We start from the raw sequence: 18,254 nt of genomic DNA, 5'->3' as shown, positions 1-18,254 counted from the left end.
GAAATCTAGAAACTACCTGGCTTTTGAAAAAAGGAAGTGGTAATGCAATCGATCGGACTCAACATTGCAACAGCGAAAGCTGTTTCCAGTATTAACAGAATAAATAGTTGTCATTTTAAAATAAAATATTTTCAATTTTGTATTGATTTAAATTTTAAAGCTGATAGTACTTAATTATAAAAACAAAAAAGGAGAGGGTTATGAGTAATATTTGTGTTTCATCTCAGGAAGAAAAGTTTATATTTGTTGTTGATAAATATATAACACACCATCGCGACAGTGTTAATAACAATAATTTTTACAGAAAACTTTATGTGCTTTTCGCTGGATATCATCTGAAGTATTTTTATTCACGGGCGCAATATCGCTATTCGTGTTATCACGTTGATAATATCATGCAGATGTTTATGGGTGTCGTTTCTACCCTGAAGCCCCCTCTGCTCAGGCAACTCGCTAACAGTGACACATTGCTGCATTGCCTGAATTCGCTCGTGAATTATATTTCAGGCAATCTGGATGAAGCAGAGCACATTTATGCTGATTTACTGGCACAGTATGAAAAGAAACGCATTGCACGTTCTCTGGCTTATACACCACCAGGATCCGTGGTCAGGAAAAGGCTGTGAGGCAGCGGAAATGCGCCGGGCAAGGCAGAGTATGGCAGAGTGACATAAGAGCAGTCGTTTCCCGCAAGACATTACCGGGCATTAAAAAGGCAGGGCCACCCATTCGGTGTCCCGCCTGTCGTGATGGTTTTACGGTGGGTTTACTTATCAACGACCTGCCAGCCATCATCCGTTTTGACAAGGGTTACAGCAGCAGTACGCTTTTCGTTATCGACAATAGCCGTCACATTGCATTTATAGCTTTTATCCGATACTTTCACGCAGTCATGCTTTTTGACAGATTTTAATTCCCGCAGTGCGTCTTTCGGGACATCTTTACCTGCTATGGATTTAACGATGGCATTCGTCTGCTCCACGACCTTATTCATCGCAGTGTAAATATCCTGCTCAGACGGTTCACCGGTACAGCCACTCAGCAAAAAAATGGACGCAATGAGTGTGGCAAATGCATATGTTTTCATAAAATAATCCCAGACTGTAGAGTACGTTATTGAATAAGACCGGTTTTCATCTTGCTGTTGTTTTCAGAGAACGTCCACTTGCTGACCGTTTCGCCTTTAAATTCGATTTCCAGCGTTTTGGCCTGCGTCTGTGAACCCCCTGTCAGCAGTCCAATCACGGGAATAAATGTGGTGGCATCAAACTGATTGTTATCCATGGAATAAGTCCATTCTTCATTGCCACTATCAAGTGTAGTTTTGGTTTCCGGCTCACCTAATGCGGTAATGATTTCTGATTTCGTTGTTTTATTTTTGATAATCTTCGACTGCAGACTTTGTGATGTTTCTTTTTTTAGATGCTGGTTGCCTGATATTGAACAACCAGAAATAAGGAATGCAGAAATAAAAAAAACAGAAATCATGAATCTGTTCATAAGTTCTCCCATATTAATTTTTTATGTTTGCGGTGGTGCGAAATTAATATCACCGTATAAAAACAACTCTGTCTGCATATTTCTTTTTAATTATGCAGATAAGAATAATGACGCTGGAAAAAAATGTAATGACTGAGACAGGAGTGCTACCGGTCAATGAAAATACTAACCAGGCGAGACCGAATGCCACGAATTGAAACAGGAATGCCACACTGAGCGGACTTTCACCATAGGCCACTTTTGCATGGCAACCTTTGCAAATCCGCACGCCGTACGGGCTTTGTGTAAAGCAGAAGGGGCAGCTAATCGTTTTACTATCCATCATGACTCCGTGGCCTGATTTAAGGTGATGTATTTTTGAACATTTTCGATGAATGATCCGCTTTAGTAAAATTGCTTGTACCGATCGATGGATCTTGGTTGATAGGTTGTAACTATCATAACTAGTTTATCGATCTATATAAACGATCAATATTTTGTTGACTATTACTAAAGTATGGACTGTTTAACTTATGGTGCAGGATGGGGGTTGTTTTTAACTAATTGTTCTTTAATGGGATTTGTTGTCATGGAATGACAGGGTGTCAGAAGATGCAGGTGCAGGATTTGGTGGAAAGGATGTGCAGTGGCATGTAACAGAGACATGCCCCTGCGCCTGAGAAGTGCCACAATATGGCCGAGTAATACAAGCCACGAATGCAGACGACGCTGGCGGGGTATCTGACGAGCTGTATTGTGCAGTTTGCTCCTGAGTTGAATGACACCCACTGTTTCCTGTTGTCTTTCCAGACGAATTTTTTCTTCAAGCTGAAGGATTTTCTCCAGAATCGTTTCCCGGTTTGCAGCCTGTTCTTCAGGCTCGCATGATGGCACTGGCACTGGCACTGGCACTGGCACTGGCACTGGCACTGGCACAGTCTGCTGTTGCTCTTTTTTCAGTAAAGCCAGGTGCTCTGGTGTAAAATCAATCTGTGTTTGCAGAGAAGACCAGCCATACTTTTTTCCAAGCTGAGACGCTTTAAAGGCAATGCCCTGGTACTGAAATGAAAAGCCGTTCATTTTTCCCGTTGAGGCGATATTGGGTTTACAGTTCACGCCTTCCTTTTCCAGCATAGTGATAAAAGTCAGCAAATCAGGGCGGCCGGTTAACGCATTATCAATCAGGCTCTGCAGAGTGGACCTGGGGCAGGGAGTTGTCGTTCTTTCAGCCATCATCAGCTCGTTGCGGGAAGGCTTTCTTTTCTCCTGACTATGACTACTGATTGCAGATGTGGTTTGAGTGAGTTTGTGGACTTTCTCCAGCTCGCTGATAATCCGGGTACTGATAAGATTTTCATTTTTCCCAAGGTACAGCTTCCCACCGACCATGTTAATTCTGTTAGCTATTATATGGATATGCTGCCCGTCCGAATCATCGTGCATGATATAGCAGCGAAGATGGGTTTCAGTGAATCCCATCCGGGTCATATAATCGTCAGCGAATGCCGCCCATTGTCTGACTGACAGTGTTTCTCCCTTTGGCAGGCGAATCGAATTATGCCAGACAGGTTTGGCGACACCGGGGCGCAGTAGTCTTGTGCCTTCAAATTCACTGATAAGTTCAGCAGCAGTGCTTCCCGTCATGTTGCCACCGATAATATAAGGCGTGATTTTGTGGTGAGATCCTGACTTAAGGCTATAGAGAACCACACCTGCAAACTGTTTACCCCGCTTTATTTTCTGCATGCCTTTCACTGGTCTTGCTCCAGAAAGGTTGATGGAATAAGGTGATCCCTGAGAGTTTTGATTTGTCTGCGCAGGGCGAAGAGTTCTGTACGGGTCAGTTCGCTGTCAGGGCTTTTGCTGTCGAGATGATTCAGCAGGCGGTTTAAATCCTGTGAAAGGTTGCCGAGTTTAACCCATGCTTCACGATTGATTTCAGGTAATACCGGTGGGAGTTTGTTGAGGGATGCCATTCTTAGCCATTCCCCTTTTTTATAAGGGCCTCTTTTACTATCGAGAATAGATAATTCTTCTTCGTTTAACCGAACGCTGACGCAGTGAGTTCGAACTTCATTAGGTGAATATTTTGCTGTATGGAATTTACCTCTTCTTGAGCTTCTTGATAGATCTTCTTTACTTTCATTTTTATGCATATCTAACCTTTTTTAAAATGTGTTCATGATCTACAGTTAGCGCATTGGTAAAATAAGTCAAGGCAGTGTCGAAATTTATAAATAAGAGAGGTGGAGCAGATTGCTAATTAGGTAATCTGCTCTGGGTAAATATAGGGTTCATATTAAATTCATTATGACAGTGAGGAGGGGCGGAGGTTACAATCTACGTTTTACTGGCATTAAAGAGATTGTTTGTTTCATAATTTCGCTAAGTTTCTTTCTCTCATGTTCTGCTATATATTTACAAATCTCATCATGTCGAATATGCTGTTCCAGTTGTTTTTTATCTATTTTGATGTCATTGCGGATAAACCATTTAATGGTTTCAATGTCCCCGCGTAAATCATAACCTCGCAGTACAATATGGCGAAAATGTGTTTTGCTGATATCTGTCTTCTTCTTTAGTTCACTGAAGAAAGAGCTCATTTCATTTTCATTGGCACTTAGATAAACCTGGCAGTTATCAGAGATAGTAAAGTTAAGGTTTTTCTTCTGAAGCAAATCCATTATCTGCAGACTTTCGCTGTTGAGGTAGTTGAAAATTACTGGACTGCTATCCTTCATACTAATATGACGAATGAGCATTTTGGCTTTGAAATCGCCTAATGAATAGCAAATTTCAAAAATACCGTGACCCTGGTTATCTCTGTGGTTTATATCGCAACCGGCCTGTACCATCAAATCAAAGATAGAGTGATTTTTTACGTAAAAAAGTATTGTTCTTCCGCATTTATCCACATTGTTGACATTAATTCCAGCATTGATCAGGGTTTTGCAACAGGATATATTATCAGCTAACGAGCATAAACAGGTTTGGCCGAGACCATTTTTGTGGTGTATATCTACGCCGGAATCAATCAATTTTTTCAGTATGTGAGGATTTCGCTGGTTAAACAAAACATTGTGACCATAGTTGTCAGCATGGTTAAAATCTATTCCTGCTTTAACCAGAGTGTCAATCATTCTTGGGTTTTTACAGTAAAACAGTATATTTCTTCCAAACGAATCCAGTGTATTAATATCGGAGCCTGCATTAATGCAAGCCTGAATGTCTTTTGGAGTTTTACAAGAGAGTAATGCATTTATTGCGTTGTTATTCATAATTTTTCTCCTCTGTTAAGCGACTAATCTGATATAGTTGTCATGGTTGGTTTTATATTCCTTTATTTTTTTAATGTCTTCGTAAATTCGAGCGAGTGAAAACCATGAGATCTCTTTCAACATGTTTTTGTTGCTTACATACAAAATGTTACCACCGCGAAATGAAAAAGCATTATGGAATGTACTTTCATTCGTCGTTTTGAGAAATCGTATGAAATTTTTTATTGTCTCTTTTTTGTTCATGTTATAAGAGGTGAATGTATAGATAGAGAATACGGTTAAAATATTTCTCTTCGAGACCATATGTCTTGAGAAATAATCGAAATAAAATCTTTGCTCCTGAGTGTCACTTTTGCAGAAAAAAGAAAATTGTGGATTATATAATCTATAAAGATCTGCGTTCTTTTTTGTTTTGGCGAGATAGTTAGTCAGGCTTGGATAGTTTGTTTTATTCATTTTAGTTCTCCTTTATTTAATTAACAAAGGAAATATATATTATTAAATAAACAAAATGCAAATATATTTTTATATTTATTTAATTAAATAGATATATTTTTATTATATTTCATATAAGGTGTTGTTTTTCATTGTTATATTATTTTTATCAAAAAGTGCTGTGTTTTATCTGATTGATTTGGTTTGAGAGTAGTGATTGATATTGTATGAATTGGCGATGAGGGTGTTTTAAAAAATAAATTTATCAAAGTGCTAAGGTGCAATGTGGGGCTTTGTATTAAATTAATGATGTTAGCGCCCCTTGGCTATCTAACTAAAGGTTAAAGCCAAGGGGAGAGTGTTCAGGCATATTCAATTCATAATCTTTTTTTTGTAATTGCTTTACAGGTAACTGGTTGAAGCGTTGTTCGTAAAACCTTTTGCTCTCTCTGTGATTTTTCCTGGAGGATTTCTTCATAGAAGTAGCGTTCTTTTAGTGATTCTACATCAACTTTTATATCATGACATATTAACCATTTAATTAGCAGTCTTCCTACATATTGAGTCAGTAGATATGTACTGTTTATGTAAAACCAAACATGACTAATGTCTGTCAGTTTCTTTAGTTGTAAAATTAATTTTTTAACGTCGGCATTTGTTGGTGTGATAATGCACTTATCACTTATCTCAAATTCATTTTTTTGCTTTATAAGTAACGACAAGAGCTCAATTGATTTAAATGTAATGTTCGTGAATACAATTTTTGAACTGTCTTTAAGATGAATATTACGGATAAGAAAACGAATGTAGTTATCGTTTTTAGATTCCCAGTGAGTATATTTACCAACTATGCTGTGGTTTTCTGACTGCCAGTAATCGAATGCTGTCTGCCCGCTTAAATTTTTATGATTAATGTCGCAACCAGCCTCAATGAGTGCATCGTATACATATCCTTCAAATGGAATGAAAAGAAAGGAATTGCCATAGCTATCTTTGGTATGGATATCTAGTCCTGCTTTGATAAGATATTTTACTAACCCTGGTGAAACATCAATATGTTGAATCGCAAGGGTGCCTGACTTATTCCGGTGGTTAACATTAATACCATTGCTGACAAGAAGTTCCACTGTTTCAACATTTTGAGCATAGAATAATGCATTATTACCTTCATTATCCAAGTGGTGAATGTCAATGTCAGCGTCAATCATTGCCTGTATAGCTTCAGGTACATTACAGGTAAAAAGAGCAGTTTGGCCTTTACTATTGCATATATTTATATCCATGCCAGCCTTAAGGCAACGAAGGACACCATTTTTAGACTTTACACGGAATAGGTTATTTTTATTATTTTCGCTTGATATCATTGTTTATCTCCTTTTTTGTTGTTTTCAAGATATTAATGACACCAGATTGTACGGTATTCAAATTTATTTTTGTTTTATTAGTAAGCGAGCTGGCATCTCGCCTACAAACTAAGGGCATTATATAAGTGGTTAAAAACTCTAAATGTTCATGGTTTTCATTGCTGATATCCGAGACAGTGCATGCAACAGACCAACCCGAACCAAAGCTATTTGCAAGGACTATTAAAATAATTGCACCAATAAAGATGAAAATCAAACTAACTATGAAAACGATATTTCTCACTTTCAATGACGAGATTGAGAGAGTAAAGTTTTTCGTGAAAATATAGTCCCACACATTTTTTATCAAAACCTTATCGTAGGACATAATTAATAATGATAAAAAGAAAAGTCACAGTGATAGTATATATAGTACTGTTTTAAGATATGGCCTGCTATCCATTAGCTTCTCCTGTATAACTTAAAATAGTTTGTATGTTAAAATTTAGGGGAATCATTTTCCTAATTCTCCAGCTAAAAGTTCGGCCTGCTTCAAAATGGTCTCTGTGGCGAGCAAGGACATATCGGGTGGATAACCATATTTTTTGAGCAGACGTTTTACCACCACGCGAATTTTTGCTCTTGCTGCTTCTTTCACTGTCCAGTCAAGACTGACATTGTTGCGGATAGCCTCTGTAAGTACGACTGCCAGTTCTCGTAGTTTTTCCTTTTCCATTAACTCGCGAGCACTGTCGTTATCTGCAACAGCAGAATAGAAGGCATATTCATAAGCGCTGAGGTTTAACTGGCTGGCAAGGCTGTCAGATTCCTGGATAGTCTTGGCAAGCTTGATTAGCTCATCAATTACCTCCGCTGCGGTCAGTACCTTGTTCTGGTAGCCATTGATTGCAGAGGTCAGCATATCAATCAGTTTTTTGCCTTGGGTGATACTTTGATTCGAGCGAACCTTAATCTCGTCAGAAAGCAGTTTTTTAAGCGTTTCCAAAGCAATATTTCTGTGTTGGTAATCCTTCATTTCCTGAAGGAATTCTTCAGAAAGAACGGAAATATCTGGTTTTTGTATCCCAGCAGCGTCAAAAATATCAACAACTTTATCGGTAACCAGAGCCTGATCGATAGTCTGTTTTACCCGAACTTCCAGACTGTCATTGTGTTCTTCTTCTGATCCGTCTGAGTTTTCAGTAAATTTATTCAGTCTGGCTTTTACTGCCTGGAAGAATGCTACTTCGGGTGCCGCTTCCATTGCTTTATCGTGCGGTGTCGCCAATGCAAATGCCTGCGACAAGGCTGCAACCGCAGCCAGGAAACGCATTTTACCTTTACCGTTATCCAGCCCTAAAATATGGTTTTCTGATTCAAGAATAATTGTCAGGCGTTGTGAAGTAGTTGCGGCAAAGTAAGCTTTGTAATCGTAGCCATGCATCATGCCTTCCAGGATTTCCAGCTTTTCCTGCATGAGCGTTACAGCTTCTTCCTGAACCTCAGCAGGATCTCCACGTCCACCTGCATCAGAGTAAAAGGAGAGGGCTTCTTTTAAATCAGAGGCAATGCCCAGATAGTCAACAACCAGACCGCCTATCTTATCTTTATACACACGGTTCACACGGGCAATTGCCTGCATGAGGTTGTGGCCTTTCATTGGTTTGTCGATATACAGCGTATGCATGCTGGGAGCGTCGAAGCCGGTTAACCACATATCACGCACTATCACCAGTTTCAGCTTGTCGTCGTCATCCTTCATACGATTAGCCAAAACCTGACGTTCTTTTTTTGTGGTGTGGTGTTTAGCGATTTCTGGTCCGTCAGCAGCAGAAGAGGTCATGACGACTTTAATCACGCCATCATTTAGATTATCGCTGTGCCATTCAGGTTTTAACTCTATGATTTCTTTATAAAGTTCAGCAGCAATACGACGGGACATGGTGACAATCATGCCCTTGCCATGATCGGCATTAGATTTTAAGCGCTGTTCAAAGTGCTGAACCATATCCGCCGCAATAGCTTTAATACGTTTTGAACTGCCAATCAAACCTTCGATTCTGGCCCATTTAGACCGTTCTTTCTGGGTAAGCGTCAGCTCGTCTTCGTTAAACTCATCGTCGAAGTCTTCAATTAGCTGGCGACCTTCGTCACTGATGGCAATTTTGGCAAGACGGCTTTCATAGAAGATACGCACGGTTGCACCGTCTTCTACGGCCTGTGAGATATCGTAGATATCAACGTAGTTACCAAAAACAGCAGGTGTGTTTACGTCCGTTTTTTCTATGGGGGTTCCGGTAAAGCCAAGATAGGTAGCATTGGGCAAGGCATCACGCATATATTTGGCAAAGCCGTAAACGGTGCGTTTACCTGTTACGTTGCCTTCGCTGTCTTTCACGTCAACTTCTTTGGCGCTGAAACCGTACTGGGAACGGTGTGCTTCATCAGCGATAACGACAATATTAGTTCTGTCGGACAGCAACTCATAGATATTGCTGCCATCATCAGGCTGGAATTTTTGAATAGTAGTAAACACCACACCGCCAGAGGCGACACGCAAATATTCTTTGAGTTCTTCCCGGTTGTTGGCCTGTTTTGGTGTCTGACGAAGTAGCTGAGTGGCAGAAGAAAACGTACCGAATAGCTGATCATCCAAATCGTTACGGTCAGTGATCACTACCACTGTTGGATTATTCAGCGCCAGTACAATCTTCCCGGTATAAAACACCATCGAAAGCGATTTACCGGAACCCTGGGTATGCCACACGACCCCCGCTTTACGATCTCCGGTTTTTTGCGCATTAACAAGAACTTTACTGTTACGTCCCTGCTGGCGCAGTGCTACTTCGGCAGAGGGGGAATCTGCATTTACACCTGAGGCACGAATAGTGGAAAGTACTGCTGCATTAACCGCGTAGTACTGGTGATAAGCAGCCATTTTTTTAACGGTACGGATACTGATAATCCCTTTGCTGTCTTCATGTTTGCTGGCTTCAAACACGATAAAGTGGCGGATCACATCCAACAGCGTTACAGGATTAAGCAACCCCTGTAATAAAACTTCGAGCTGTGGTTGGGTACTGGTAGCTTGTGTTTTACCATTAGCGGTTTTCCATGTCATATAACGACTGAAATCGGCGGAAACCGTTCCCGCTTTGGCTTCCAGTCCGTCTGAAACAACATTAAAGGCATTGTAGGTAAACAGGCTGGGGATTTGGTTCTGATACGTTTTTATCTGGTTATAAGCACCTGCAACCGTTGCATTTTCGTCAGCGGCATTTTTAAGTTCGATAACGACTAACGGCAGACCGTTAATGAATAAAATAAGGTCTGGTCGGCGGGTATGATTGCCTTCTTTAATGGTTATCTGGTTCACAACCAAAAATTCATTATTCGTGGGATCGTTAAAGTCGATCAGGCAGGCCAGCTCTCCTTGTGTATTACCATCCTTGCTGACTTCGATATTGATTCCTTCGGTCAACAGGCGATGAAAGGCCAGATTGTTTGCCATCAGATCAGGTGTGCTTATCTGCATCACCTGTTTTAGCGCTTCCTCACACTTCTGCTCACTAAGGTGCGGGTTAATTCGTTGCAATGCTGTACGCACTTTATCTTCAAGGATAACCTGCTGATAGCTACGTAACGGATTGATTCCACTGGGTTCAATGTCCGGGCCGTAAACGTATTCATAACCCAGCCCTTGCAGGTACTCAATCGCCATTACTTCAATATCGGATTCGGTCATCTTTGCCATGCGTACTGTCCTTATTGCTGCTTAACCAGATAGCGGGTTGTGAGCCCGCTTAATTATTTTATGCTACTGATGCGATTGCTTCTTCTGCATACTGAACCCGTACATCACCGCTCATCAGTTTGGGAAGCAGGGTGTCGCGGAGAGTTTCTAGGGTCTGTATTTTTTTGTGGTTGTTATGAATCTTGTTCCAGTAAGAGCCAACAAGATCATGAAAGTTTTTTAATTTTTCTTCACTTGGGTAAAGGAATGGAATATTGCCAATATCCTCTGGTTTTAAAGAAGGGTAGGTTGACGTAGAACCTTCTGCAATAGAGTGAAGGTATTCAGTCATATCTTCGGAAGTTATTAAATAATAAATGAAGAACGGGCTAAGTGATTTGCTAGTAATGACGCAAAATCCCGTCGAAACAACGAGGTTTGAGGGGGGGGCAATACAAATACCATAATGACATTGATCTGGGCGTACTGTTGATATGATTATATCAAAATTATTCACTAATCTTTTAGCTCGACTGGGTGCGTCAGATAATAATATTTTTTGAAGTTTAGATATTTTCCCTTTGGTTAAGGAACCTGTATCCAAGTATTGTATTTCTTTGATGTTATATTTTTTATCTATTGATGATTTATTTAACTCAACATATTGGTTTAGGGTTGCTTCAGGCCATTCATCTTGCGATTCCTCAATAAACCACTGTCTAAACAGGGTTTCAGCCATAGATTCCAGAGTTTTATTCTGGCGATGAAGCAGATCTATTTTGTCATCAAGAGAGGACAGCACAGAGGCAATAGATTTTTGTTCATTAGGATTTAATGCTGTTTTTGTTTCAATTGAATTTAACAGCTTTTGTGTTAGCAGAGGATGACTTGAACCTTCTGCAAATTGATTTAAATCTAAGTTTTTTAATAGATAATATAAATATTTTGTATTATGTTCACCAACCGCTTTGGCTGACAGAGCATTGTCAGAAATCCAAATGGGCTTATTTTCATAATAAGTAGCACCGCAATAGGCCCCTACACGACCAATTATGATTGTTTCATGATCATAGTTAAAGTGAGATACATAGCTCATAATACCGTTGCCGCCATATACTGGAATATTTCCAGAATCTAATGGCCGGGATTTGCCATTACCAAACGACAACAATGACGCTAGATTTACGTTTGACCACTCACTCATAACATCACCTTCGCCAGATTATCAGCGATAGTTTTATTCAGGCGCGCTTCTTCTTCCAGTTGTGCTTCAAACTCCGCTTTAAGAGCAGTAAACCGTTCTTTAAAGTCGAAATCGTCTTCTTCATCAGCGAGACCGACATAACGACCCGGTGTCAGCACATAATCGAGTTTAGCCACTTCATCAATGTCTACGGAAGCACAGAAACCAGCAACGTCCTCATAGTCACCACCTTTATTACGCCAGTTATGGTAGGTATCAGCAATGGTCTTGATATCGTCGTCAGAAAGCACTTTGGTACGACGATTAATCAAATGACCAAGATTACGGGCATCAATAAACAGAATTTCTTTACTGCGATCACGATACTGGCTGCTGTTTTCACGATCACGGCGCATAAACCATAATGCGGCAGGGATCTGGGTATTCAGGAACAGTTTTGCGGGTAAGTTAACGATACAGTCAATAACATTTGCATCTTTAACCAGCGCCGCACGGATATCACCTTCACCAGAACTTTTCGAAGTCAAAGCCCCTTTTGCCAGCACAACCCCAGCCTGACCTTTTGGCGACAGGTGATACAGAAAATGTTGCATCCAGGCAAAGTTAGCGTTGCCAGCAGGAGGGATACCGTATTGCCAACGGGCATCACTCCGAAGTTGTTCACCTGACCAGTCGGAAACGTTAAACGGTGGGTTAGCAATGATAAAATCAGATTTTAAATCTTTATGGGCATCGTTCAGGAATGAGCCTTCACTGTTCCAGCGGACGTGTTCTGAGTTGATACCACGAATAGCAAGGTTCATTTTTGCCAGTCGCCAGGTCGTCTGGTTGGATTCCTGACCGTAAATCGAAATATCGTCGATATTACCCTGATGAGCTTCAACGAATTTCTCTGACTGAACAAACATACCACCAGAACCGCAACAGGGGTCAAACACACGGCCTTTGTAGGGTTCCAGCATGTTGACCAGCAGGCTTACAATAGATTTAGGCGTATAGAACTGACCGCCTTGTTTGCCTTCTGCCAGTGCAAATTCACCAAGAAAGTATTCGAATACGTGGCCTAAAACGTCAGCAGAACGCGCTTTGGCATCTCCCAAAGCAATGTTGCCAATCAAATCTATCAGTTCCCCCAGCACTGTGGCATCAAGATTCTGGCGAGCATAGACTTTCGGCAAGACTCCTTTTAGCTGTGGGTTACCCGCTTCGATAAACTCCATCGCATCATCAACCAGCTTACCGATTTCCGGTAGCTTGGCCTTAGATATCAGGTAACTCCATCGCGCCAGTTCAGGAACATAGAACACGTTATAGGCGGTATATTCGTCTTTGTCTTCCGGATCGGCTCCTGCAAATTCACCTTCTCCGGCTTTTAGCTGTTCGTAATGTGATTCAAAAGAATCTGAAATGTATTTAAGAAAAATCAAGCCCAGTACCACGTGCTTGTACTCTGCGGCATCAATGTTTTTACGTAGCTTATCAGCCGCTTTCCACAGGATGACCTCTAACGGGTCTGTTTTGATTTCTTTAGGTTTTCTAGCCATTAGCGTAACTTCATGAATAAGGAAAATCGCCCTATTTTGCCTTAAAGTTCCGGTTGTTACGAGCTTATAAAGCGATTAATTTTTTATCTGTTTTAGTGTGTTTGTTTAGCTCAGCAAGTGCAATGACTCATGGAGTAAGTGCTTTGTAGCGGGATTGTAGATGTCAGCTCATTGCCGTCAATGGAGCCACTGTCATTGGCATAATTGCTGCACAGCCGATGCCACGCGTACATTCGCCAGTTTACTGGGGTTCATCGTGTGTACTACACCAGTACACAGTCCAGAAAGTAACGGCATGGCAGAATCGTTTGTGAAGACGTTCAAGAGGGGTTACGTGTACGTAAATGATCTGCTGGCTGTATGCAGTCTCAGTGATGGAAAAAATGGCAGAATGGATAGAGGGCTATAATAATCTGCGTCCACACAAGGGGGGGGGAACATGAAATCGCCACGCGAATATTGTGATGCCATATTAGCAGTTAATTAGCCGTGTCCGTTTTAGCAGGGGTAACTCCAGTATTCAAAAAGATTTCTTAGTGCACATACATGAGGTGAATATATGCACAGGCTATGACAAACCATAACTATAATTTTCAATATTTAAAATTCTCCGTTACAGCAAGACATTCCTTGCACATTAAATTCCATCTAAGGTTGAATTTTTAATTTAATAAGGTTGTAATTAAAATGATGTGTATGGGGTTGTTTGTAAAATTATTTTTTTATTTTTGATAATGATAGTTAAGGGGGGAGGGGCTATTCAAGGATATAGATATTCAAGGTTGGTAGCGGTTTGGTTTCTTTTCTAACCGAAGGGCAGAAAAGCAAGGGGAACTCGAAGAAGCAAGCGCAGCGGCTTCGCAGAGTTAGCCCTTGCTTTAGTTATAATAATAAAAAACGTAGTAACGGATATTCTTATGTAAATATATACAGCTTCGCTTGCATTGATTTTAAAGCTTCTCTTGCAGTTCAGGAGAAGCTCCGAATGCATCGCTTCGGTAGCTTAAAGGAAGTTATATGAAAAGGCTGTTTAAATGCTTCGCTTGTATTGATTTTAAAGGCTTCTCTTGCAGCGCAGGTAGTGCTTCTAATATACATCTTCGATTGTGCAAGTGAAACCCGGTAATACATTTCTTTAGCTCAAGATTATAATGGGCTATAACAGTGAATGGTAAATGTATAGGTGTGAAATTATTATTGTGTATTGAATTTGTATTAGTTATTTTTTTAAAGGCTGATTATTTGTAAGTGAAAAATAAATTTTATTTGACAGGATTAGGATAAGTTATATTTTCATTTGATTATAAGTAACGGGGGGGATAGTATGGATTTTATTTTTTTTAAAAGTATAATGGCATTGCCAGATCTAACATTAATTATAGAAATAAATCACATCACAGACGTTGACATTATTTAAAAATGATTTATTAATAATGTATGTCATCAAGTGTTTTTGCTGATATGTATCCTGTACTATGTACAGTTTGTTATTTGCCCCATGTATGGGGATACTGGAAAGGCTACTGATTAGTAGCCTTTCGTCCCTTTAAGCAGCAAAAATTTTAAGCTGTTGCGCCAGGACATAATCTCCCCACCACTGCATGAGAGCTACTCGTTCGGTAATATATTCCGCACGATTATATGCAGCGATAATTTCGTCTTTTTTTGAGTGGGCAAGGGCCGCTTCAAGGGCATCTGTCCTGAACTTACCTGACTCTTCCGCTGCCGTTCTTGCAATAGATCGCATCCCGTGGGCAACAAGTTCACCTCCCAAGCCCATACGGATAATTGCTGCATTGGCTGTTTGTTCATGCATATGATTTAAGGGAGCCTTTATGCTGGGAAATACCCACTCGCGGTGCCCACTGATTGATTCCATAGACTTGAGTATCCGAAGAGATTGTTTGCTTAATGGGACCTTATGAGGTTTTTTCATCTTCATAAATTCAGCTGGGATGTTCCACATGCTGTTATCCATATCTATATCAGACCATCTTGCGCGGACAGCTTCACCAGGGCGAACCCATGTGAGAAGTTGCCATTCAATCAGTAGTCTTGTTTCTAAACGGACAGAAGCATTGTTCAGTGCTGCCAGAAAACGAGGGAGTTCAGAGGGGGGTAAGGCAGGCATATTCTGTTTTTTAGGCTTACTGAAACGTTGGCCTAGATTATCTGCGGGGTTAAATTCAATCAGCTCTTCTGTAGCCGCCCAACGGAAGATTTCATTCAACCTGGAAATTAGCCGCCGCAAGGTTTCCAGTACTCCCCGTTGTTCAATTGGATCAAGATGCTGTTTTAAGAGCTTGGGACGGATCTCATTGATTGGCACATTACCCAGACCGGGGAAAATATTTCGTTCAAGGCTCCGCCAGATGTCTTCTGCATGGTCTTGTGAGATGCCAGAGGTCTTTACCTTCTCATCCAACCATTTTCTCGCCACGGCTTGTAATGTGTGTTCTGTGGCATTCTTTAATGCATTAGCTTTATCGTTGTTATGGACTTGAGGGTCCGTGCCATTGGCAAGCAAGGAGAGGTATTCATCACGTAAGGCTCTTGCTCTTGCCAGGGTAAGGTGAGGGTAGGTCCCAAGGCTCATCTTGGTTCTTTTCTTGCTCACTGGTACTGAATACCTGAAATACCAATTCTTTTTCCCACCTGTTGAGAGGGGAGAGATTCGTAGAATCAAGCCATCACCGTCAAACAAGTTGATTTCTTTGTCTGCTGGCTTGGTGTTTTTGATTTCAGTGTCGGTGAGTTTCTTCGCGATCTTTGCCATTTTGGGACCCTCGATTTTTGGACCCTTTGTCTTGGGTCCCATTTAGGGTGCCATAACTCGTGGTTCTCAGCAATTCTCACTAGACGACAATGGACGTAAAAAAGCCCGCAGAGCTTGTGCTGTGCGGGCTTAGTAGACTTTACTGAACTTCGGTACATCAATATTTGGTGGAGCTGGCGGGAGTTGAACCCGCGTCCGAAATTTCTACATCCTCGGTACTACATGCTTAGTTTGTCTTTACATTCGCACGCCAGCTGCGGACAGACACGCCACTAACGAACTAGCCTGATTAGTTTTAACGCTTCAACCCCAGGCAGGGCTTCCACGCGATCTCTTTTGGGTTTGACCTCTCTTTGATCCCCGTCTTAAGAGCGGAAGCTAGGGAGAGAGGGCTCAGAGCAGGTTATTAAGCTGCTAAAGCGTAGTTTTCGTCGTTTGCGACTATTTTTTTGCGGCTTTTAACGAGGCAAACCGCCCCTCGGCATGCACCTTGGGTTTCGCAAATCCCGTCGAATCCAGAATCAGCCCCAATAGTGTTGAACTGAGTATACCAGATTTCACTTCCTGGATACCAGCCCGGAACGCTAACTTATTGAATAGTACAATAAGTGTGCAGAATCAACGTCCTGCGTTTTTCATAATGCGCGCTTTGTCCAACTGCCACTCGCGCTCTTTCAGGTCAGTACGTTTGTCGTGCTGTTTTTTACCCTTCGCGACGCCAACTTTCACTTTGCACCAGGCGTTTTTCCAGTACAGCGACAGGGCGACCACGGTGAAACCTTCACGGTTGATGCGTCCGTAGAGGGATTCCAGTTCACGCTTGTTTAGCAGCAGTTTACGCGTGCGCGTTGGGTCACACACGTAGTGTGAAGAGGCGACGGTCAGCGGCGTAAAGTTTGCGCCGAACAGGAAGGCTTCGCCATCTTTCAGGATCACGTAGCTATCGCCGATGTTGGCTTTCCCGGCGCGCAGCGATTTTACTTCCCAGCCCTGCAACGCAAGGCCAGCTTCGAATTCTTCTTCAATGAAATACTCGTGGCGAGCACGCTTGTTGAGCGCAATGGTCGCCGAGCCTGGTTTATGTGCTTTTTTCTTCGTCATAAGTGTCGTAAAGCCGTCGGTAATCTGATTTCAAAAAGTCACCTCATTGCGTCCTGTGAGGTCTAACGCGCTATCTTAGCACGAGATGAGGCTTAGCGTTTTTTTAACAGGTGATAAATGTTATTATTTGTCCGTTGTGTGACCATGGGAAATGCTATGCCTCAGATTAGCCGTACTGCGCTTGTGCCTTACAGCGCGGAACAAATGTATCAGTTAGTGAACGATGTTCAGTCTTATCCAGAATTTATTCCGGGATGCACCGGGAGCCGCGTTCTGGAATCCGGCCCGACGCAGATGACCGCGGCGGTGGATGTCTCCAAAGCGGGGATCAGCAAGACGTTCACCACCCGCAATACGCTGACGAGCAATCAGAGCATTTTGATGCATCTGGTGGATGGTCCGTTCAAGACCCTGATGGGAGGCTGGAAGTTTACGCCGCTGAGCGCTGACGCCTGCCGCATTGAGTTCCATCTGGATTTCGAGTTTACCAATAAGCTGATTGAGCTGGCGTTTGGCCGCATCTTTAAAGAGCTGGCATCGAATATGGTTCAGGCGTTCACCACCCGCGCCAAAGAGGTTTACAGTGTCGCATAAGATTGCTGTAGAAGTGGTTTATGCGTTGCCGGAGAAGCAGTATCTGCAGCGCGTGACGCTGGAAGAGGGGGCGACCGTTGAGGAGGCCATCCGTGCTTCCGGCATCCTCGAGCTTCGCAGCGATATCGACCTGGCGAAGAACAAGGTCGGGATTTTTAGCCGTCCGGTGAAGCTGGGCGATGTGCTGAAAGAGGGCGACCGGGTGGAGATTTATCGTCCGCTGATTGCCGACCCGAAAGAGCTGCGTCGCCAACGCGCGGAGAAGGCCAGTAAGTAGCGCTTTCTTCCCCGGTGGCGCTGCGCTTACCGGGGCTACGATTCTTCGTAAGAACTCAGATACAAAAAAGGTGCTCAATGAGCACCTTTTTGCATTTCTGACACCGGATTATTTAGTCAGGGCAGGCTTGTTGTCGATGTTGGTCAACACACCGGCGCTGCTGAAGTTCAGCGTCAGGGTCTGCTGGGTCGCATCTTCATGGCCCGGCTTCTGACGGAATACATAGAACCAGGTGTTAGTGCCGAACGGATCGGACATCATCGGGGTTCCCAGTGCATAAGCGACCTGCTGTTGTGTCATCCCCACGCGGATTTTGGACACATCGTTAGGGGTAAGGTAGTTCCCCTGGTTGATGTCAGGACGGTAAACCACTTTCTCCAGAGTGGAACAGCCTGCGGTCAACATCAGAAGAACCGCTGCGGCAGCGGTCAGCATTTTACAACGCATAGTGATTTGATTCCTTTTCGGGCCCGAGCAGAACGCGGCTCAT

Annotated in this window: 17 protein-coding genes, 1 other RNA gene and 1 pseudogene; 4 read left to right on the top strand and 15 right to left on the bottom strand. The window is 42.3% G+C overall.

The genetic code is table 11. The annotated features are described in order from the left end of the window. The first annotated feature begins 200 nt into the window (after positions 1 to 200). Positions 201 to 626, top strand: coding sequence for a hypothetical protein (locus ACVCAM_RS10505; RefSeq protein ID WP_016246259.1), 426 nt, complete (start codon positions 201 to 203; stop codon positions 624 to 626). Between the two features lie 140 nt (positions 627 to 766). Here ACVCAM_RS10505 and ACVCAM_RS10500 read toward each other — a convergent pair whose 3' ends face one another. The 11 genes from ACVCAM_RS10500 to ACVCAM_RS10450 form a co-directional block, all read right to left on the bottom strand. Then, the gene (locus tag ACVCAM_RS10500; RefSeq protein ID WP_016246258.1) at positions 767 to 1,087 is read right to left on the bottom strand and encodes a hypothetical protein; all 321 of its coding nucleotides are present in this window, start codon (positions 1,085 to 1,087) and stop codon (positions 767 to 769) included. A 26-nt stretch (positions 1,088 to 1,113) separates the two neighbouring features. Beyond that, positions 1,114 to 1,500: a hypothetical protein gene (locus tag ACVCAM_RS10495; protein ID WP_016239769.1), complete on the bottom strand. Its 387-nt coding sequence runs from the start codon at positions 1,498 to 1,500 to the stop codon at positions 1,114 to 1,116. Between the two features lie 49 nt (positions 1,501 to 1,549). Beyond that, complete coding sequence (locus tag ACVCAM_RS10490; RefSeq protein ID WP_016246257.1) at positions 1,550 to 1,822, bottom strand: hypothetical protein; 273 nt, start codon at positions 1,820 to 1,822, stop codon at positions 1,550 to 1,552. A 188-nt stretch (positions 1,823 to 2,010) separates the two neighbouring features. Further along, a complete protein-coding gene (locus ACVCAM_RS10485; RefSeq protein WP_112016342.1) occupies positions 2,011 to 3,234 on the bottom strand; it encodes a relaxase/mobilization nuclease domain-containing protein in 1,224 nt (407 codons plus the stop codon). Next, on the bottom strand, positions 3,231 to 3,635 hold the full coding sequence (locus ACVCAM_RS10480) for a hypothetical protein (RefSeq protein WP_012139001.1): 405 nt from the start codon (positions 3,633 to 3,635) through the stop codon (positions 3,231 to 3,233). Before ACVCAM_RS10480 ends, ACVCAM_RS10485 begins: the two co-directional genes overlap by 4 nt. Before the next feature lie 177 nt (positions 3,636 to 3,812). After that, entirely contained in the window at positions 3,813 to 4,757 is a 945-nt protein-coding gene (locus ACVCAM_RS10475; RefSeq protein WP_021554038.1) for an ankyrin repeat domain-containing protein, read from the bottom strand. A 15-nt stretch (positions 4,758 to 4,772) separates the two neighbouring features. After that, positions 4,773 to 5,213 carry a hypothetical protein gene (locus ACVCAM_RS10470; RefSeq protein ID WP_001044498.1) on the bottom strand — a complete coding sequence of 147 codons (441 nt, stop codon included), beginning with the start codon at positions 5,211 to 5,213 and terminating at the stop codon, positions 4,773 to 4,775. Positions 5,214 to 5,569: 356 nt separating this feature from the next. Further along, complete coding sequence (locus ACVCAM_RS10465) at positions 5,570 to 6,556, bottom strand: ankyrin repeat domain-containing protein (protein WP_073544700.1); 987 nt, start codon at positions 6,554 to 6,556, stop codon at positions 5,570 to 5,572. A gap of 493 nt (positions 6,557 to 7,049) precedes the next feature. Next, a complete protein-coding gene (locus ACVCAM_RS10460; protein ID WP_089667082.1) occupies positions 7,050 to 10,289 on the bottom strand; it encodes a type I restriction endonuclease subunit R in 3,240 nt (1,079 codons plus the stop codon). 58 nt (positions 10,290 to 10,347) lie between these two features. Next, positions 10,348 to 11,472: a restriction endonuclease subunit S gene (locus ACVCAM_RS10455; RefSeq protein WP_447093590.1), complete on the bottom strand. Its 1,125-nt coding sequence runs from the start codon at positions 11,470 to 11,472 to the stop codon at positions 10,348 to 10,350. After that, on the bottom strand, positions 11,469 to 13,016 hold the full coding sequence (locus tag ACVCAM_RS10450) for a type I restriction-modification system subunit M (RefSeq protein ID WP_021241924.1): 1,548 nt from the start codon (positions 13,014 to 13,016) through the stop codon (positions 11,469 to 11,471). Before ACVCAM_RS10450 ends, ACVCAM_RS10455 begins: the two co-directional genes overlap by 4 nt. A 211-nt stretch (positions 13,017 to 13,227) precedes the next feature. On the opposite strand from ACVCAM_RS10450, the pseudogene ACVCAM_RS10445 reads away from it, so the two are divergent. Then, positions 13,228 to 13,503: pseudogene (locus ACVCAM_RS10445) on the top strand (integrase core domain-containing protein); the annotation flags it as partial. Between the two features lie 1,059 nt (positions 13,504 to 14,562). On the opposite strand, the gene ACVCAM_RS10440 reads toward ACVCAM_RS10445, so the two are convergent. From ACVCAM_RS10440 to smpB, 3 genes are all read right to left on the bottom strand, one after another. Continuing rightward, positions 14,563 to 15,792 (bottom strand): integrase arm-type DNA-binding domain-containing protein, encoded by a 1,230-nt coding sequence (locus tag ACVCAM_RS10440; protein WP_174592890.1) that lies wholly within the window; start codon positions 15,790 to 15,792, stop codon positions 14,563 to 14,565. Positions 15,793 to 15,957: 165 nt separating this feature from the next. Then, positions 15,958 to 16,321: a transfer-messenger RNA gene (gene ssrA, locus ACVCAM_RS10435) on the bottom strand. Between the two features lie 89 nt (positions 16,322 to 16,410). After that, positions 16,411 to 16,893 carry an SsrA-binding protein SmpB gene (gene smpB / locus ACVCAM_RS10430; RefSeq protein ID WP_008502505.1) on the bottom strand — a complete coding sequence of 161 codons (483 nt, stop codon included), beginning with the start codon at positions 16,891 to 16,893 and terminating at the stop codon, positions 16,411 to 16,413. A gap of 156 nt (positions 16,894 to 17,049) precedes the next feature. Between smpB and ACVCAM_RS10425 the strand changes: the two genes are divergently transcribed. Both ACVCAM_RS10425 and ACVCAM_RS10420 read left to right on the top strand, forming a co-directional pair. Further along, the gene (locus ACVCAM_RS10425) at positions 17,050 to 17,487 is read left to right on the top strand and encodes a type II toxin-antitoxin system RatA family toxin (protein WP_014832955.1); all 438 of its coding nucleotides are present in this window, start codon (positions 17,050 to 17,052) and stop codon (positions 17,485 to 17,487) included. Next, the gene (locus tag ACVCAM_RS10420) at positions 17,477 to 17,764 is read left to right on the top strand and encodes an RnfH family protein (protein WP_025912348.1); all 288 of its coding nucleotides are present in this window, start codon (positions 17,477 to 17,479) and stop codon (positions 17,762 to 17,764) included. Before ACVCAM_RS10425 ends, ACVCAM_RS10420 begins: the two co-directional genes overlap by 11 nt. 108 nt (positions 17,765 to 17,872) lie before the next feature. On the opposite strand, the gene bamE is transcribed toward ACVCAM_RS10420, so the two are convergent. Next, entirely contained in the window at positions 17,873 to 18,211 is a 339-nt protein-coding gene (gene bamE / locus ACVCAM_RS10415) for an outer membrane protein assembly factor BamE (RefSeq protein ID WP_407223598.1), read from the bottom strand. Between the last annotated feature and the right edge of the window lie 43 nt (positions 18,212 to 18,254).

It is taken from the genome of Enterobacter sp. CFEC122 (assembly GCF_052983755.1).
This window is presented reverse-complemented; position numbering and strand designations above follow the sequence as displayed.

Excerpts from the sequence above, each read along its gene's own strand:
- ACVCAM_RS10440 (WP_174592890.1), bottom strand. The coding sequence starts at position 15,792 with ATGGCAAAGATCGCGAAGAAACTCACCGACACTGAAATCAAAAACACC.
- ACVCAM_RS10505 (WP_016246259.1), top strand. The coding sequence starts at position 201 with ATGAGTAATATTTGTGTTTCATCTCAGGAAGAAAAGTTTATATTTGTT.
- ACVCAM_RS10495 (WP_016239769.1), bottom strand. The coding sequence starts at position 1,500 with ATGAACAGATTCATGATTTCTGTTTTTTTTATTTCTGCATTCCTTATT.
- smpB (WP_008502505.1), bottom strand. The coding sequence starts at position 16,893 with ATGACGAAGAAAAAAGCACATAAACCAGGCTCGGCGACCATTGCGCTC.
- ACVCAM_RS10465 (WP_073544700.1), bottom strand. The coding sequence starts at position 6,556 with ATGATATCAAGCGAAAATAATAAAAATAACCTATTCCGTGTAAAGTCT.
- ACVCAM_RS10455 (WP_447093590.1), bottom strand. The coding sequence starts at position 11,472 with ATGAGTGAGTGGTCAAACGTAAATCTAGCGTCATTGTTGTCGTTTGGT.
- bamE (WP_407223598.1), bottom strand. The coding sequence starts at position 18,211 with ATGCGTTGTAAAATGCTGACCGCTGCCGCAGCGGTTCTTCTGATGTTG.
- ACVCAM_RS10470 (WP_001044498.1), bottom strand. The coding sequence starts at position 5,213 with ATGAATAAAACAAACTATCCAAGCCTGACTAACTATCTCGCCAAAACA.
- ACVCAM_RS10480 (WP_012139001.1), bottom strand. The coding sequence starts at position 3,635 with ATGCATAAAAATGAAAGTAAAGAAGATCTATCAAGAAGCTCAAGAAGA.
- ACVCAM_RS10490 (WP_016246257.1), bottom strand. The coding sequence starts at position 1,822 with ATGGATAGTAAAACGATTAGCTGCCCCTTCTGCTTTACACAAAGCCCG.
- ACVCAM_RS10450 (WP_021241924.1), bottom strand. The coding sequence starts at position 13,016 with ATGGCTAGAAAACCTAAAGAAATCAAAACAGACCCGTTAGAGGTCATC.
- ACVCAM_RS10425 (WP_014832955.1), top strand. The coding sequence starts at position 17,050 with ATGCCTCAGATTAGCCGTACTGCGCTTGTGCCTTACAGCGCGGAACAA.
- ACVCAM_RS10460 (WP_089667082.1), bottom strand. The coding sequence starts at position 10,289 with ATGGCAAAGATGACCGAATCCGATATTGAAGTAATGGCGATTGAGTAC.
- ACVCAM_RS10475 (WP_021554038.1), bottom strand. The coding sequence starts at position 4,757 with ATGAATAACAACGCAATAAATGCATTACTCTCTTGTAAAACTCCAAAA.
- ACVCAM_RS10500 (WP_016246258.1), bottom strand. The coding sequence starts at position 1,087 with ATGAAAACATATGCATTTGCCACACTCATTGCGTCCATTTTTTTGCTG.